Origin of the sequence: Stenotrophomonas sp. 59, assembly GCF_030291095.1 — a bacterium.
Lineage (GTDB): Bacteria > Pseudomonadota > Gammaproteobacteria > Xanthomonadales > Xanthomonadaceae > Stenotrophomonas > Stenotrophomonas maltophilia_Q.
This window is the reverse complement of record NZ_CP127408.1, coordinates 2,153,621-2,170,549: the sequence shown is the minus strand read 5'-3', so window position 1 is coordinate 2,170,549 and position 16,929 is coordinate 2,153,621. Positions and strand designations below refer to the sequence as shown.

The 16,929-nt window shown below is 68.1% G+C and carries 16 protein-coding genes; all 16 read left to right on the top strand.

Features of this window, described 5'->3' with window-relative positions; genetic code table 11:
• Window positions 1-170 precede the first annotated feature (170 nt).
• The 16 genes from QP552_RS10105 to QP552_RS10030 all read left to right on the top strand — a co-directional run bounded on the left by QP552_RS10105 (window position 171) and on the right by QP552_RS10030 (window position 16,929).
• Window positions 171-686 carry a flagellar basal body-associated FliL family protein gene (locus tag QP552_RS10105; RefSeq protein WP_286075802.1) on the top strand — a complete coding sequence of 172 codons (516 nt, stop codon included), beginning with the start codon at window positions 171-173 and terminating at the stop codon, window positions 684-686.
• Between the two features lie 10 nt (window positions 687-696).
• Entirely contained in the window at window positions 697-1,701 is a 1,005-nt protein-coding gene (fliM, locus tag QP552_RS10100; protein ID WP_099552062.1) for a flagellar motor switch protein FliM, read from the top strand.
• Window positions 1,698-2,033, top strand: coding sequence for a flagellar motor switch protein FliN (fliN, locus tag QP552_RS10095; protein ID WP_005409543.1), 336 nt, complete (start codon window positions 1,698-1,700; stop codon window positions 2,031-2,033). Before fliM ends, fliN begins: the two co-directional genes overlap by 4 nt.
• The gene (gene fliO / locus QP552_RS10090; protein ID WP_286075801.1) at window positions 2,030-2,449 is read left to right on the top strand and encodes a flagellar biosynthetic protein FliO; all 420 of its coding nucleotides are present in this window, start codon (window positions 2,030-2,032) and stop codon (window positions 2,447-2,449) included. The genes fliN and fliO overlap by 4 nt, the downstream gene beginning before the upstream one ends.
• 1 nt (window position 2,450) lies before the next feature.
• On the top strand, window positions 2,451-3,230 hold the full coding sequence (fliP, locus tag QP552_RS10085) for a flagellar type III secretion system pore protein FliP (protein ID WP_049431111.1): 780 nt from the start codon (window positions 2,451-2,453) through the stop codon (window positions 3,228-3,230).
• A gap of 84 nt (window positions 3,231-3,314) precedes the next feature.
• Entirely contained in the window at window positions 3,315-3,584 is a 270-nt protein-coding gene (locus tag QP552_RS10080) for a flagellar biosynthetic protein FliQ (protein ID WP_005413254.1), read from the top strand.
• Window positions 3,585-3,597: 13 nt separating this feature from the next.
• Window positions 3,598-4,389: a flagellar biosynthetic protein FliR gene (fliR, locus tag QP552_RS10075; RefSeq protein ID WP_111111808.1), complete on the top strand. Its 792-nt coding sequence runs from the start codon at window positions 3,598-3,600 to the stop codon at window positions 4,387-4,389.
• A gap of 211 nt (window positions 4,390-4,600) precedes the next feature.
• Window positions 4,601-6,736: a bifunctional diguanylate cyclase/phosphodiesterase gene (locus QP552_RS10070; RefSeq protein WP_286075800.1), complete on the top strand. Its 2,136-nt coding sequence runs from the start codon at window positions 4,601-4,603 to the stop codon at window positions 6,734-6,736.
• Between the two features lie 116 nt (window positions 6,737-6,852).
• Window positions 6,853-9,099 carry a CocE/NonD family hydrolase gene (locus QP552_RS10065; protein WP_286075799.1) on the top strand — a complete coding sequence of 749 codons (2,247 nt, stop codon included), beginning with the start codon at window positions 6,853-6,855 and terminating at the stop codon, window positions 9,097-9,099.
• A 163-nt stretch (window positions 9,100-9,262) separates the two neighbouring features.
• Window positions 9,263-10,393 (top strand): flagellar biosynthesis protein FlhB, encoded by a 1,131-nt coding sequence (gene flhB / locus QP552_RS10060; protein WP_099479196.1) that lies wholly within the window; start codon window positions 9,263-9,265, stop codon window positions 10,391-10,393.
• A 44-nt stretch (window positions 10,394-10,437) separates the two neighbouring features.
• Complete coding sequence (gene flhA / locus QP552_RS10055) at window positions 10,438-12,498, top strand: flagellar biosynthesis protein FlhA (RefSeq protein WP_286075927.1); 2,061 nt, start codon at window positions 10,438-10,440, stop codon at window positions 12,496-12,498.
• Between the two features lie 145 nt (window positions 12,499-12,643).
• Window positions 12,644-14,260 (top strand): flagellar biosynthesis protein FlhF, encoded by a 1,617-nt coding sequence (gene flhF, locus QP552_RS10050; RefSeq protein ID WP_286075798.1) that lies wholly within the window; start codon window positions 12,644-12,646, stop codon window positions 14,258-14,260.
• A complete protein-coding gene (locus QP552_RS10045; RefSeq protein ID WP_008267550.1) occupies window positions 14,247-15,134 on the top strand; it encodes a MinD/ParA family protein in 888 nt (295 codons plus the stop codon). The genes flhF and QP552_RS10045 overlap by 14 nt, the downstream gene beginning before the upstream one ends.
• Complete coding sequence (locus QP552_RS10040) at window positions 15,131-15,874, top strand: RNA polymerase sigma factor FliA (protein WP_005413248.1); 744 nt, start codon at window positions 15,131-15,133, stop codon at window positions 15,872-15,874. Before QP552_RS10045 ends, QP552_RS10040 begins: the two co-directional genes overlap by 4 nt.
• Window positions 15,875-15,931: 57 nt before the next feature.
• A complete protein-coding gene (cheY, locus tag QP552_RS10035; RefSeq protein ID WP_005413247.1) occupies window positions 15,932-16,324 on the top strand; it encodes a chemotaxis response regulator CheY in 393 nt (130 codons plus the stop codon).
• Window positions 16,324-16,929 carry a protein phosphatase CheZ gene (locus QP552_RS10030; protein ID WP_006442968.1) on the top strand — a complete coding sequence of 202 codons (606 nt, stop codon included), beginning with the start codon at window positions 16,324-16,326 and terminating at the stop codon, window positions 16,927-16,929. The genes cheY and QP552_RS10030 overlap by 1 nt, the downstream gene beginning before the upstream one ends.

Genomic DNA, 16,929 nt, shown 5'->3' with positions numbered 1-16,929 from the left:
GCACCCACCGGGGCCATGCCGGCCAAGGTCGGCCCCCATCAGGACAGGGTAGCGCCGGGCCATGCCCGGCGGAACGCCGGCAACCCGACGGAATTCCGTCACCCCCTCGGCCCCATCTTCGGCACACCCCTTGCATATCCCGGTGAAGCAACCCTCAGGAGCTTCACCCCGTGGCCGCAGCCGCTGACAAAACCAAGAAGACCGCCGAGAAGGACAAGGCCGCCAAGCCGCGCAGTCCGATCCTGATCACTGCCCTGGTGGCCGTACTGGCCGCCGCAGCCGCCGGTGGCGGCGTCTGGTTCTTCACCCAGTCCAAGCACGAGGAAAAGGCCGCACAGGCGCCGAAGAAGGCAGCGACGCCGGCTCCGGCCCAGTACTTCGCGCTGGATCCGGCCTTCGTGGTCAATCTCAACGGCCCGGTCGATGGCCCGCGTTACCTGCAGCTGGAAGTGCAGCTGATGACGCGCGACCCGGCCGCGCTGGAAGCGATCAAGACCCACGCACCGGCCATCCGTGCGCGCCTGCTGATGCTGTTCTCGCAGGTCAGCCCCGAGCAGATCGCCGATGTCGCCGGCAAGCAGAAGCTGCAGGCTGCGTCGCTGGCCGAAGTGCAGAAAGTGCTCAAGGCCGAGACCGGCAGCAATGGTGCCGACGACCTGCTGTTCACCAGCTTCGTGACCCAGTAAGGGCCCACCGATGAATGATCTGTTGTCCCAGGACGAGATCGATGCCCTGCTCCACGGCGTGGACAGTGGCGCGGTCGAGACCGATGCGGAACCACCGTCAGGCGAAGCACGCTCGTACGACTTCGCCAGCCAGGACCGCATCATCCGCGGTCGCATGCCGACCCTGGAAATGGTCCACGAGCGTTTCGCACGCCTGTGGCGGATCGGCCTGTTCAACCTGATCCGCCGCTCGGCCGAGCTGTCGGTACGCGGCATCGAGCTGATCAAGTTCAACGACTACATGCACTCGCTGTATGTGCCGACCAACCTGAACCTGATCCGCTTCAAGCCGCTGCGTGGCACCGGCCTGATCGTGTTCGAGCCGACCCTGGTGTTCGCCATCGTCGACAACTTCTTCGGTGGCGACGGGCGCTACCCGACCCGCATCGAAGGCCGCGAGTTCACCGCCACCGAAATGCGGGTGATCCACCTGCTGCTGAAGCAGACCTTCGCCGACCTGCGCGAGGCCTGGGCACCGGTGATGGATGTCGACTTCGAGTACATCAACTCGGAGATCAACCCGCACTTCGCCAACATCGTGACGCCGCGCGAGTACGTGGTGGTGTGCCGCCTGCACGTCGAGCTCGATGGCGGTGGCGGCGACATCCACGTGACCCTGCCCTACTCGATGCTGGAGCCGATCCGCGAGCTGCTCGACGCCGGCATCCAGAGCGACCGCAACGACCGCGACGAGAGCTGGGGCCAGACCCTGCGCGAGCAGCTCAACATCGCCGAGGTGACCCTGTCCAGCGTCCTGGCCAGCAAGCGCATGACGCTGCGTGACCTGACCCAGCTGAAGGTCGGCGACATCCTGCCCATCGACCTCAGTCCGCAGGTGCCGTTGTGCGTGGAGAACATCCCGGTGTTCACCGGCGAGTTCGGCATCGCCAACGGCATGAACGCCGTGAAGATCACCGCTACCCATCCGCCGGGCACCCGCCCGCGCGTACCCGTCATCCAGGAAGACCCGCAATGAACGATATCGACGCCCTCGAACCCACCCCGGCCCAGTTCAGCAGCCTGCAGGCCGACGAGGCGAACGGCCCGGACCTGAACCTGGACGTGATCCTGGACGTGCCGGTGACGCTGTCGCTGGAAGTCGGTCGCGCGCGCCTGCCGATCCGCAACCTGCTGCAGCTCAACCAGGGCTCGGTGGTGGAGCTGGAACGCGGCGCCGGCGAATCACTGGATGTGTTCGTCAACGGCACCCTGATCGCCCACGGCGAAGTGGTGGTGATCAATGACCGCTTCGGCGTGCGCCTGACCGACGTGGTCAGCCCGAGCGAGCGGATCCGGAGACTGCGTTGAGCCTGCTGGCCTCCACCCTGCTGGCGTTCGGCAAGGCCGCCGCCCCGGTTGGCCCGCAGGTCGGCCAGCATGCGGCCGCCGCACCCAGCCTGTTCGGTGCGGTGCTGGCGCTGCTGGCGGTGCTGGCCCTGGTCATCGGCCTGGGCTGGCTGCTCAAGCGCATGCCCGGCAGCGGCTTCCGCCCTGCCGAAGGCATGAAGCTGGTGGCCAGCCTCAGTGTCGGCGCCAAGGAACGCGTGGTGGTGGTCGAGGTCAACGGCCAGCAGCTGCTGCTGGGCGTCACCGCCGGCGGCATCAATACCCTGCATACCCTGCCCGAACCGTTGCCGCCACCGGCGCCGGTACGCGTGCCGGACTTCAAGAACCTGCCGAATTTCGCCCAGCTGCTGCAGCAGCGGCTGCGCAAGGACCCCTGACATGCGTGTCACCCGTACCCGTCTTGCCACCCTGATGCCGTGGCTGCTGTTGCTTGCCCTGTGCCTGTTGCCGGCACTGGCGTTCGCCGCGCCCGGCGCACCGACCACGCCGCTGCCGGACATCAACGTCGGCAAGATCGGCGGTGCACCGGTCAGCCTGCCGCTGCAGACCCTGCTGCTGATGACGGCGATCACCCTGATCCCGTCGATGCTGCTGGTGCTGACCTCGTTCACCCGCATCATCATCGTGCTGGGCCTGCTGCGCCAGGCACTGGGCACCGGCCAGACACCGTCCAACCAGGTGCTGCTGGGCCTGGCCCTGTTCCTCACCGCGATGATCATGCTGCCGACCTGGGACAAGGCCTGGAGCACCGGCATGGCGCCCTACCTCAACGGCGACATCGACTTCCAGACCGCCTGGACGCTGACCACCACGCCGCTGCGCGCCTTCATGCTGGCGCAGATCCGCGAGACCGACCTGATGACCTTCGCCGGCATCGCCGGGCACGGCACCTACGCCAGCCCCGATGCGATCCCGTTCCCGGTGCTGGTCGCCTCGTTCGTCACCAGCGAGCTGAAGACCGCCTTCGAGATCGGCTTCCTGATCTTCATCCCGTTCGTGATCATCGATCTGGTGGTGGCCAGCGTGCTGATGTCGATGGGCATGATGATGCTGTCGCCGATGCTGGTGTCGGCTCCGTTCAAGATCCTGCTGTTCGTGCTGGTCGATGGCTGGGTGCTGACCGTGGGCACGCTGGCGGCGAGCTTCAATCCGGCTTGATCCAACCCCGCAACGGCCGTCGAGCATGGCTCGACGCTACATGAGCGTCGCCGGGCACGGCCCGGCGCTACCGATGGAAAGACCATGTCTCCCGAACTTGCCCTGACCGAACTGCGTGGCGGCCTGATCACCGTGTTGTGGGTGGCCGGCCCGCTGCTGCTCACCGTACTGGTGGTGGGCGTGGTGGTCGGCGTCGTGCAGGCCGCGACCCAGCTCAACGAACCGACCATCGCCTTCGTCGCCAAGGCGGCGGCGCTGACCGCGGTGCTGTTCGCGCTGGGCAGTCTGCTGATCGGCCACCTGGTTGAATTCACCACGCTGTTGTTCCAGCGCATCCCGCACCTGATCGGCTAGGACACACGCTTCGATGGACGCCGCCACCCAGATGGCTGCCGACGGCCTGCAGGCCTTCGGCATGATCGGCACCGTACTGTGGACCATGCTGCGCATCGGTGCGGTGGCCATGGCCATGCCCATGGTCGGCACCCGCGCGGTGCCGGCGCGGATCCGCGTGATCCTGGCCGGCACCCTTGCCATCGCGTTGGCACCGCTGCTGCCGCCGGTACCGGACTGGACCGGCTTCGATGCCGCCACCGTGCTGACCATCGCGCGGGAACTGGCCATCGGCGTGTCCATCGGCTTCCTGCTGCGCCTGGTGTTCGAAGCCGGTGCGCTGGCCGGCGAACTGATCGCCCAGGGCACCGGCCTGGCCTTCGCGCAGATGAGCGACCCACTGCGCGGCGGCACCTCCGGCGTGATCGGGCAGTGGTTCTACCTGATGTTCGGCCTGCTGTTCTTCACCGCCAATGGCCACCTGGCGCTGATCTCGCTGGTGGTGGACAGTTACCGGGCACTGCCGATCGGCGCCCCGCTGCCCGACCCGCACGCGTTCTTCAGCATTGCCCCGACCTTCCTGCTGACCGTACTGCGCGGCGCACTGACCCTGGCCATCCCGCTGACGGTGGCGATGCTGGCGGTCAATCTGGCGTTCGGCGTACTGGCCCGCGCCGCGCCGGCGCTGAACCCGATCCAGTTGGGCCTGCCGGTCTCGCTGCTGCTGGGCCTGTTCCTGCTGGCCCTGCTGGCCGGCGAAATGGGCCCGCCGGTGCAGCGCCTGTTCGATGCCGCCTTCCAGGCTGCGGACGCGGTCACGCGCTGACCGCCTTTCGGTGGAGCCGAGCCCACGCGGGGTCGGCGCCACAGGGAGCGGATTTCACGCTCTGGTGATTGCCGTCCCCCCGGGTCCGCGCGCTAGAGTGAATGCGCGGCGCCCAGGGGGGACGCCGCGTCTGGTCGGCGCACTGCGTCGACCTGCCTCATGCATGCCCCACCGTGGTTTCCGTCGACAGGCAGGTCCGGGAGACTGACGAATGCTGGTAGGCACGTACAATCCGTGGCTGGTGGCGATCTCGTTGCTGGTCGCCGTGATGGCTTCCTACACCGCGCTGGCGATGGCCGGGCGCACCGTCACCGCACCAGGCAAGGGCGCGGCGTGGTGGTGGCGCCTGGGGGGCGGCTTCGCCATGGGCCTGGGCATCTGGTCGATGCACTTCATCGGCATGCTCGCCTTCGACCTGCCCATTCCACTGGGCTACGACCTGCCCATCACCCTGCTCTCGCTGGCGTTGGCGATCGCCTCGTCGGTGTTCGCGCTGTGGCTGGTGTCACTGCGCACCCTGCCGCATCCCCGCCTGGCCGGCGGGGCATTGCTGATGGGTACCGGCATCGCCGGCATGCATTACGTCGGCATGGCCGCCATGCGCATGCAACCCGGCATCGACTATGACCCGGGCTGGCTGCTGTTCTCGCTGATGGTGGCGGTCGCCGCCTCGTGGACTGCGCTGTATGTGGCATTCCGCCTGCGCGCGCAGCGCACCCGTGTGGGCGACCGGCTCGCGGCCGCCGGCCTGCTCGGGCTGGCCATCGTCGGCATGCACTACACCGGCATGGCCGCCGCACGCTTTCCGGAAGGCAGCATCTGCGGCGCGGCGGTCGGCGATGGCCTGCAGAGCGAATGGCTGGCCATGCTGGTGGTGCTGCTGACCGTCGCAATCCTGGCCGTGGTGCTGGTGGTGTCGTGGCTGGACCAGCGGGTCGAGGCCCAGCTGCTGCGCCTGCGCAACTCGATGTTGAGCACCTCGCTGACCGACGCGCAGCAGGAGCTGACCCAGGCTGCACTGCATGATCCGCTCACCCGCCTGCCGAACCGCCTGCTGCTGCAGCGGCGCATCGTGCAGGCGCTGGCCGAGGCCGAACAGGGCGGCAGCCGTTTCGCAGTGATGTTCATGGATCTTGACGGCTTCAAGCAGGTCAACGATGCCTATGGCCACCAGGCCGGCGACGCGCTGCTGGTGGCGGTGGCCGAGCGCACCCGCCAGCTGCTGCGCCCCCATGACATGCTGGCCCGCCTGGGCGGCGATGAGTTCGTGCTGGTGGTGCGCATCGAGCACGACGAGGATCTGCCTACCCTCGCCCGGCGCATCCTGCAGGCGGTCGGCAGCGGGCCGCTGCTGCCGGACAACGAACTGCAGGTAACCGCCAGCATCGGCGTGGCGATCTGCCCCGACCATGCCGCCAGCGAGCGGCAGCTGATGGCGTTTGCCGACGCGGCGATGTACCAGGCCAAGGAATCCGGACGCAACGCCTTCGTGCTGTTCGCGGACTGGATGAACGACAGTGCCGAGCAGCAGTTCCGGCTGCTGGCCGACCTGCGCCGGGCGATCGGCAGCGACCAGTTGTTCCTGAACTTCCAGCCCAAGATCCGCGTGGCGACGCAGAAGGTGGCCGGCGCCGAGGCGTTGATCCGCTGGCGGCATCCGGAACATGGCCTGATTCCGCCCGATCGATTCATCCGCCTGGCCGAGCGCAGCGGCGCGATCAACGACATCGGGCGCTGGGCGCTGGACCAGGCCTGCCAGCAGCTGCGGCGATGGCACGATGCCGGTCATGAGGGCTGGTCGATGTCGGTGAACCTGTCGCCGGTGCAGTTCAGCTCGCCGCACCTGCTGCAGGACGTGCGCACGGTGATCGAGCGCCACAACATCGCGCCACGGCACCTGGTGCTGGAAATCACCGAAAGCACGGTGATGCGCGATACCGACACCAGCCTGCGCCTGCTGCAGGCACTGTCGGCACTGGGCGTAGGCATTTCCATCGACGATTTCGGCACCGGCTATTCCAGCCTGCTGTACCTGAAGCGGCTGCCGGCCACCGAGATCAAGATCGACCACGCGTTCGTGCGCGACCTGGAGCACAGCGCCGAGGACGTGGTGATCGTCTCGGCGATCGTGGCGCTGGGCCATGCGCTGGACATGGACATCGTCGCCGAAGGCGTGGAAACCGCCGCCCAGCGCGCCTACCTGGAGCGTCTGGGCTGTGACTACCTGCAGGGCTACCTGCTGGGCCGGCCGGTCGATGCCGCGCGCTTCATGCAGCTGCACGACCTGCCGCGGCCGCGGGTGGAACTGGCGCAGAGTCCGCCGCCCAGTGACAACGCGCCCCTGTAGAGCCGAGCCTGTGCTCGGCTCCCGCCGGGCACGGCCCGGCGCTACCATTGGTTGGCCTTCGGTAGATCCACGCCATGCGTGGATGCGCCGTTCCACTGTCATCCAAGGAAGCGTCCGTGGCCCTACGCACCACCCTTGCTGGCCTGTTGCTGGCCCTTGCTGTTGGCCACGCCACCGCCGCTGATCTGCCGTGGTCATTGCCAGCCGATGCTTCCCCGGCCCAGGTCGACGCTGCCCTGCAGGCCCTTGGCAAGGGCGTGCTGAAGTCCCCCAGCCTGACCGATGCACAGCGCGGCCACGCATTGCTGGCGATGGGCCAGACGGCCGAAGCGCGGCGATCGATCCAGCAGGCACGCGCATCGCTGGCAAGCGACGGTGATACCGCGGCAGCGCAACGCTGGGTGCCGATGCTGCTGCTCGCCACCGCCGGTGAGCAGGACGCAGCGGGGTATGCGCGCGCCTTCCACAGCACCTTCTCCGCCCTCGACGACGTTGCCGCGGTGCAGGCCGATGCCGCGCTCTCGGTCGAGCCAGCCCCGGTGCGCGCCCAGCTGGAGCAGGCCATCGCCGCGCAGGCGGGGGCCGCGACCATCGACGAGGCCGTCGCCCTGGACCTGCTGCGGCTGCGGGCGGTACTGCGTGCACAGACCCTGGCCGCCACACTGGCTCCTCCGCTGGTCGCGGCCGAAGAGCAGCGTCGCTTCGCCGTCGACGACGCGTTGCGCATCCCCGCCGGCGATGGCGTCGTGCTGTCGGCGCAGCTGGCCCGGCCTCGCGCCGCATCGATGCCCCTGCCGACAGCAATGCTGTTCACCATCTACACCGATCCACCCAAGAACCGGCAGAAGATGCTGCTGGCCGCCGCACATGGCTACGCCGGCATCGTGGTCGATGCGCGCGGCAAGGGCCAGGGCAGCGGCACCATCGCCCCCTACGAGAATGACGGCGCGGACGCCAACGCGGCCATCGACTGGATCAGCCGCCAGCCATGGAGCGATGGCCGGGTGGCCATGTATGGCGGCAGCTACGAGGGCTTCACTGCCTGGGCGGCGGCGCGCCATCACCATCCCGCATTGAAGACCATCGTGCCCTACGTTGCCGCCATCCCCGGCCAGGGCCTGCCGATGGAGAACAACGTGTTCCTCAGTGCCAACTATGGCTGGGCGTTCTACGTGGCCAATGGCCCGATGCTGGACAAGGATACCTACGCGCAGAACCGCCGCTGGTCCCAGCTCGGCCGACGCTGGTATGCATCCGGCCGCCCCTACCGGCAGATCGACCAGGTCGATGGCACACCCAACCCATGGTTGCAGCGCTGGCTGGCCCACCCGTCCTACGATGCCTACTGGCAGGCGATGGTCCCGCATGGCGACCAGTTCAACGACATCCGCATACCGGTGCTGACCATCACCGGCTACTACGACGATGGCCAGATCTCGGCACTGCAGTACTTCAAGGACCACCTGCGGCACCGCCCCGATGCGGACCATGCCCTGCTGATCGGCCCCTACGACCATGGCGGCGCGCAGTCGGCGCTCAAGCCGATGCAGCTGCGTGGATATGAGCTGGAGCCTGTCGCGCAGTTCGACACGCCCGCACTGACCTTCCAATGGCTGGACCATGTACTGCGCGGTGCCCCGCGACCGGCGCTGGTGCCCAACCGCGTGAACTATCAGCTGATGGGCGCCAACACGTGGGGCCATGCGGCAACGCTGGAGGCGGCCGCAGGCGATCACCGCCGCTACCACCTCTCCGCCGACCAGGCATCGTCCGATGGTTACCACCGGCTGCAGGAACAGCCACCCGTACCAGGCCAGCTGCGGCAGACCGTGGACATGGCCGACCGCAATGAAATTCGGCATGGCTATTACCCGTTCCCGATCATCGCCGCGCGGGACGAGGTGGATACCGCGCTGTCCTTCGTCTCCGACCCGTTCACCCGTTCCATGGACATGGTTGGCAGCTTCTCCGGCGACCTGAAGGTCAGGATCAACAAGCGGGATTTCGATTTCACTGTCACCCTGTACGAGCTGCTCGCCGATGGACGTCGGATGCAGCTGTCCTACTACATGGGCCGGGCCAGCCATGTACGCGACCCGACAACGCGCCAGCTGCTGCAACCCGGGCAATGGACCCGCCTGCCCTTCGACCGCACGCGCATGGTGGCGCGCCGACTGGCCGCCGGCAGCCGCCTGCTGGTGAAGGTGGATGTACTGAAGGACGCGATGCACCAGGTGAACCACGGTACCGGGCGCGATGTCAGCGACGAGAGCGTGGCCGATGCGGGCGAACCGCTGCGGGTGGACTGGCACAGCGACAGCATGTTGTCGATTCCGCTGCAGCCGGTGACGCCGGACGGATGATTGCGCCGGGCACGGTCCGGCGTTACCCGTGCCGCCGCCCGCCATCACGGAACGGTTCCTGTGACTTCCTCCTGTAGATCCACGCCATGCGTGGATGCGCCACCCGCCATGCGTGGAACGGTTCTTGCACGCACCCCGGCATCCCCTGCCGCAGTGCCCCGTGATGTCCGAGAACGAATCCGCCGGCGAAAAGACCGAACAACCGACCGAAAAACGCCTGCGTGACGCCCGTGAACAGGGCAACCTGCCGCGCTCGCGCGAACTCGGCACCGCCGCCGTGTTCGGCGCCGGCGTGCTGGCGGTGATGGCGATGAGCGGCTCGATCGGCCGCGGTGCCGCGGCCTGGATGAAGCAGGCGCTGAGCCCGGAACAGAGCCTGCGGCAGAATCCGAAGGAGCTGTTCGGCCACTTCGGCGACCTGTTGCTGCAGTTCATGCTGGTGATCGCGCCGCTGGTGCTGGTCTGCCTGCTGGCCAGCTTCGTCGCACCGCTGGTGATGGGGGGCCTGCGCTGGTCGCAGAAAGCGATGTTGCCGGACTTCAACCGCATGAACCCGATGAGCGGACTCAAGCGCCTGTATGGCCCGGAGGCCATCGCCGAGTTCACCAAATCGCTGCTGCGCGTGGCCTTCGTAGGCGTCGCCGCCGGCCTGGTGGTCTGGACCGGCTTCGACACCCTGCGTGGGCTGATCCATCACCCGCTGGAGACCGCCATCACCGACGGCCTCGGCTTCACCCTGCGCCTGCTGCTGGCCACCGCCGGCGCCATGCTGGTGCTGGCCGCCATCGACGCGCCGTACCAGCGCTGGAACTGGATGCGCAAGCTGAAGATGACCCGTGAAGAGCTGCGCCGGGAAATGAAGGAAAGCGAAGGCAGCCCAGAGGTGAAGGGCCGCATCCGCCAGCTGCAGCAGCAGATGGCCAACCGCCGGATGATGGAAGCGGTGCCCACCGCCGACGTGGTGGTGGTCAACCCCACCCACTACGCGGTGGCCCTGAAGTACGAAGGCGGGGCCATGAACGCCCCCACCGTGGTCGCGCTGGGCGTGGACGAGACCGCCCTGCGCATCCGTGAGGTGGCCGACGGCAACAAGGTCGCGATTGTCTCTGCCCCGCCTTTGGCACGCGCCTTGTATCGGGAAGGCCAACTCGGAAAGGAAATCCCCGTGAGACTGTATTCGGCCGTCGCCCAGGTCCTGTCATACGTCTACCAGCTGCGCGCCTGGCGCACTGGCCCGATGCCGGACGCCCCGCACATCCAGGTGGATGAATTCGGCAAGGGAGGCCGCCCGTGAGCGCCCAGCCCTCCACCGGATTCAACACCCGCCGCGCCCTGGAAATGATCCGCCAGGGTCTTGGCGCACCGCTGATCGTGCTGGCCCTGCTGGCCATGGTCGTGGTGCCGCTCGCCGCGCCGGTGCTCGATGCCCTGTTCACCTTCAACATCGCCATCTCGCTGATGGTGCTGCTGGCGGTGGTCTACGTGAAGCGCCCGCTGGATTTCACGATCTTCCCGATCGTGCTGCTGATCACCACCATGCTGCGGCTGGCGCTGAACGTGGCGTCCACCCGCGTGATCCTGCTCAACGGGCAGAACGGCCACGACGCCGCGGGCAAGGTCATCGCCGCCTTCGGCGAATTCGTGATCGGCGGCAACTACGCGGTCGGCATCGTGGTCTTCGCGATCCTCACCATCATCAACTTCGTGGTCATCACCAAGGGCGCAGGCCGCGTCTCCGAAGTGACCGCGCGCTTCATCCTGGACGCGATGCCCGGCAAGCAGATGGCGATCGACGCCGACCTCAACGCCGGTTTGCTGACGCGTGAAGAAGCCAAGCTGCGCCGTGAAGAGGTCCGCGAGGAAGCCGACTTCTACGGCGCGATGGATGGTGCCAGCAAGTTCATCCGCGGCGACGCCATCGCCGGCATCCTGATCCTGTTCATCAACATGCTCGGCGGCCTGGCCGTGGGCGTGCTGCAGCATGGCATGCCGTTCGGCGACGCCGCCGCCACCTACACCCTGCTCTCCATCGGTGACGGCCTGGTGGCGCAGCTGCCGGCGCTGCTGGTGTCCAGCGCGGTCGCGATGCTGGTCACCCGCGCCTCGCGTTCGCAGGACATGGCCCAGGCCATGACCGGCCAGGTGTTCGGCCAGTACCGTGCGCTGGCGATCACCGCCGGCATCATCGGTGTGGTCGGCCTGGTGCCGGGCATGCCCAACGTCGCTTTCCTGACGCTGTCCGCGATCCTCGGCTTCATCGCGTGGAAGGTCTATCGCAAGGGCAAGGCTGCCACCACCGATCCGGCAGCCGCAGGCAATGACGCCGCTGCGCTCAATGCACTGGGCCGCCCGGCCGCGCCGGCACCGACCGCCGAACTGAGCTGGGACGAGCTGCGCCCGGTCGATCCGTTGGGCCTGGAGGTCGGCTACCGGCTGATCCCGCTTGTGGACAGCAACCAGGGCGGTGAACTGATGGCGCGCATCAAGGGCGTGCGCCGCAAGCTGACCCAGGATGTCGGCTTCCTGATTCCCTCGGTGCACATCCGCGACAACCTGGAGCTGCCGGCCAACGGCTACCGCGTGCTGGTACATGGCGTGCCGGTGGCCACCGCAGAAATCCATCCGGACCGCGAACTGGCGCTGGACCCCGGCAGTGCCCTCGGCGCACTGGAAGGCATCGCCGGCAAGGACCCCGCGTTCGGCCTGGATGCCACCTGGATCCAGCCGCACCAGCGTGCCCAGGCCGAAACGCTGGGCTACACCGTGGTCGACCCGGCCACCGTGGTCGCCACCCACCTCTCGCACCTGATCCGCGAGCACGCGCCGGAACTGCTCGGCCACGAGGAAGTGCAGCACCTGCTGGCCAACCTGGCCAAGAGCGCGCCCAAGCTCGTCGAAGATCTGACGCCAAAGGCGCTGCCGCTGTCGGCGGTGGTGCGCGTGCTGCAGAACCTGCTGGTGGAGCGCATTCCGATCCGCCAGCTGCGCAAGATCGCCGAGGCACTGGTCGAACACGCGCCCAGCAGCCAGGACCCGGCCGTGCTGACCGCTGCCGCGCGCACCGCGCTGGGCCGCTTCATCGTGCAGGAGATCGCCGGAATGTCGGCGGAGCTTCCGGTGTTCACCCTCAACCCGCAATTGGAACGTGTCTTGCAGGAGTCCACGCAGGGCAACGGCGCCGCGCTGGAACCCGGACTCGCAGAGCGACTGCACCAGAGCCTGGCCGAATGTGTCAGCAAGCAGGAAGCGCGAAACGAGCCGGCGGTCGTGCTGGTACCGGGCCCGGTGCGCGCCGCGCTGGCGCGCCTGGTCCGCCACAGCGTTCCGTCGCTGTCGGTCCTGGCCTACAGCGAGGTGCCGGAGGACAAGCGCCTGAAGCTGGTCGGAACGATCAGCTGACGCCGCCCTCCGATGCGCCAGAAAACAGACACCACTTTCGAACCAACGCAACAGACAGATACCAAGGGGAACCCGCACCGTGCAGACCACCGACCACCCGAGTTCTCCGACCGCCACCCCGCCGTCTTCGTCCCGTGACCACAGCATGAAAATCAAACGATTCGTCGCCGCCGACATGCGCTCGGCCATGAACCTGGTGCGCAAGGAACATGGTCCTGACGCCGTGATCCTGTCCAACCGCCGGATCGAGGAAGGCATCGAGATCGTCGCCGCGGCCAACTACGATGAGAGCGCCGTGCAGCGCGCACTGGAAGCCTCGCGTCGTGACGTCGCCCCTCCGCCGGCACCCAAGCCGCGCACCGCCGCAGACGCGGTGATCGCCGCGGTGACCCGCCGCCGCAGCACTGCCCCGGCGCCGGAGCCGGTGGCCGCCACCACCTCGGCCGTGGCCGCCCTCGCCCGTGCGGCCGTTGGTGCCACCGGCCGCACCCTGGACAGCGCCGACGAGATCGTGCCGACCCGCGGCAGCACCGGCTTCGCAGCCACTCTGGCGCGCGCCGCCGTCAACGAACCGGCGCTGCCGGAACAGATCTTCGCTCCGTTCGCTGAAGCCATCGTCGCACCGGCCGCCGCCGTGCCGGCCAACCGCGCCCGCTTCCAGATCGATCCGCCGCACGAGGCGCATCACGAAAGCGTGCCGGCGGCGCTGCAGCCGCCGCCGCTGCCGACCACGGCCGTCGCCGAACCGCAGCCGGCCATCGCCGCCAGCGAACCGGCGTTGGCCGATGCCAGCGTCGAAACCGCGCCGGAGCCCACCCTCGCCCCGGCCCCGGTGCTGACCGTGGTTGCCCAGGACGACGCCGAGATCCGCCAGCTGCGCCAGGAAGTGGCCGGCATGCGCCAGGTGATCGAGCGCGAGATGAACCGCTTCACCGACGAGCGCCTGCGCGGCTGCCCGGTGCGCGCCACCGCGCTGGACCTGATGGACGAGTACGGTTTCGACGCCGGGCTGGCCCGCGACGTGGCCATGCAGATCCCGCTGGAGACCGAGGCCCATCGCGGCCGCGGCCTGATGCTGGGGCTGATCTCGCGCAAGCTGCCGATCGCCCCGGTCGACCCGCTTGAAGAAGGCGGCGTGATCGCCCTGGTCGGCCCGACCGGCGCCGGCAAGACCACAACCATCGCCAAGCTGGCCTCGCGCTTCGCCGAGAAGCACGCGCCGCGTGACGTCGCCCTGGTGACCACCGACACCACCCGCATCGGCGCCCGCGAGCAGCTGTACGGCTACGGCCGCCAGCTCGGCATCGCCGTGCACGAGGCCAACAGCGGCACCGACCTGGACCAGCTGCTGGAACGCCTGAAGGACTACAAGCTGGTGCTGATCGATACCGCCGGGCTGGGCCCGCGCGACCGCGCACTGGCCGCCCAGCTGCAGTGGCTGCGCGCCGCCCGCCAGGTGCGCACCCTGCTGGTGCTGCCGGCCAACACCAGCTTCGGCGACATGGACGAGGTGGTCCGCCGCTTCGGCGCCGCCAACCTGCAGGGCCTGGTACTGAGCAAGCTGGACGAGACCGGCCGCTTCGGCAACGCCCTGTCGGTGGCCGTGGACCATGCCCTGCCGATCACCTGGGTGACCGATGGCCAGGACGTTCCGGACGACCTGCACCGGGCCAGTGCAGCCAATCTTGTACTTCGCCTTGAAGATTTGCGCCGAGCGGCCGATATGCCCTGCAACCCGGAGTTGAACCATGCCGTCGCGTGAGTACGCCAAGCTGACCAAGACCTTCCCGCTGTCGGCCACCCGCAGCGAGCCGCTCGGCCCTGTGCGCACCATTGCCGTGACCGGTGGCAAGGGCGGCGTGGGCAAGACGAATGTGTCCGCCAACCTGGCCGTGGCACTGGCCGGCATGGGCAAGCGCACGCTGCTGCTGGACGCCGATCTTGGCCTGGCCAACATCGACGTGATCCTGGGGCTGAATCCCACCTTTACGCTGGCCGACCTGGTCGCCGGCCGCTGCTCGCTGGAAGACGTCATCGTCGAAGGCCCGAACGGCGTGCTGGTAGTGCCGGCCGCATCCGGCCGCCGGCACATGGCCGAGCTGGCCCCGGCCGAGCACGTCGGCCTGGTCAACGTGTTCTCAGAGCTGGAACGCGAACTGGACATCATGGTGGTCGACACCGCCGCGGGCATCACCGACGGCGTGCTGACCTTCTGCCAGGCGGCGCAGGACACCGTGGTGGTGGTCTGTGACGAACCGGCTTCGATCACCGACGCCTACGCGCTGATCAAGGTGCTCTCGCGCGAACGCGGCGTGGACCGCATCCAGGTGGTGGCCAACATGGTGCGCGACCCCAACGAGGGCCGCGTGCTGTACGAGAAGCTGACCCGTGTCTGCGAGAAGTTCCTCGCCGATGTCTCGCTGAACTACCTGGGCTGCGTACCGCAGGATGACTGGCTGCGCCTGTCGGTGCAGCGCCAGCAGCCGGTGGTGAAGGCCTACCCGTCCAGCCCGGCGGCGCTGGCGATCACCGAGATCGCGCGTCGCACCGCGCGCTGGCAGGCGCCGACCGAACCGCGTGGCGGCGTCGAGTTCTTCCTTGAGCGCATTCTCAAGCAGCGCGGGGTGGCCGCATGAAAGGTGCAGCCCAGTACCGGGAGGTCCAGCGCTCGGCGGCCAACGAGGTCATCGCCCAGCACTCGGACCTGGTGCGGCGCATCGCCCACCACCTGGCCGCGCGGTTGCCGGCCAGCGTTGAAGTGGACGACCTGATCCAGGCCGGCATGATGGGCCTGATCGAAGCCTCGCGCAGCTACGACGCCGATCAGGGCGCCTCGTTCGAGACCTATGCATCGATCCGCATCCGCGGTTCGATGATCGACGAGATCCGCCGTGGAGACTGGGTGCCGCGCTCGGTGCACCGCCGTGCCCGCGATGCCGCCGCCACCATCCGCCGCCTGGAACAGAGCAGCGGCCGCGCCGCAAGCGCCACCGAAGTGGCCGCCGCGATGGAGATGCCACTGCCCGAATACCTGCGGTTGATGGAAGACGCCGCACGCGGCCAGGTGCTGAGCCTGGAATCGCGCATCGAGGACCAGGGCGAGCTGGACACCGTCGCCCAGGGCGGCCCGACCCCGCAGCAGGTGCTGGAGCGCGGCGAGTTCGGCCGCGAGCTGGGCAAGGCCATCGGCCACCTGCCCGAGCGCGAACAACTGGTGCTCTCGCTCTATTACGAGCAGGAACTGAACCTGAAGGAGATCGGCGCGGTGCTCGGCGTGAGCGAGTCGCGGGTCTGCCAGATCCACGGCCAGGCGGTGCTGCGCCTGCGTGGCCGGCTCAAGATTTTCGAGGCGGCGGACGCCGGCCTGGAAGAATGAACATGCCCGAGGCGGCTGCCCCCGGCCGCCCGGAATGAACAACAAAGGAACTCTGCTTTGAACAAGAACATGCGCATCCTGATCGTCGACGACTTCTCGACCATGCGTCGAATCGTCAAGAACCTGCTGGGCGATCTGGGCTTCACCAACACCGCCGAAGCCGAGGACGGGCATGCCGCGCTGTCGCTGCTGCAGAGCCAGCCGTTCGATTTCGTGGTCACCGACTGGAACATGCCGGTGATGACCGGCATCGAGCTGCTGAAGGCGATCCGCGCCGATGCCAAGCTGAAGACCCTGCCGGTGCTGATGGTCACCGCCGAGGCCAAGCGCGAGCAGATCATCGAAGCCGCCCAGAACGGCGTGAACGGCTACATCATCAAGCCGTTCACCGCGCAGACGCTGGAAGAGAAGCTCGGCAAGATCTTCGAACGCCTGGCGGCCAGCGCCTGATGGATACCACGGTCGACAAGAACGCCCTCGCCCTGCGCCTGCAGGAAGCCCTGGACGCACTGGAGTCCGGTGACGAAGCCGCCTGGCGGCAACGCATCGACGGACTGGTCGCGCTGCGTACGCAGCCGATGATGAGCGGCCTCTCGCGGCTGGCCCGCGAGCTGGGACAGGCACTGGGTGAACTGCCGACCGTGCCCAGCGAGGCCGGCGAGCTGGACGACGCCTGCGCACGCCTTGACCACGTGGTTGCGATGACCGAACAGGCCACGCACCGCACCCTGGACCTGGCCGAGGAATGCCGCAGCCTGACCGAACAGCTGCGCGCCGAAGGCCTGCAGCCGGGCCAGGACGCGCAGCTCGAGCGCATCCGCCACAACCTGACCGAGATCGCCCTGACCCAGAGCTACCAGGACCTGACCGGGCAGATCATCCGTCGCGTGGTCGGCATCGTCCGCCGCGTGCACGAGGGCTTTGGCGCACTCGGCCTGCCGCCGGAACAGCATCGCACCGATCCGGAACTGGCCGGGCCGGCACTGAAGGGACTGGACCGCCACGCGGTCTCGCAGAACGACGCCGACGACCTGTTGTCGGATCTGGGGCTGTAA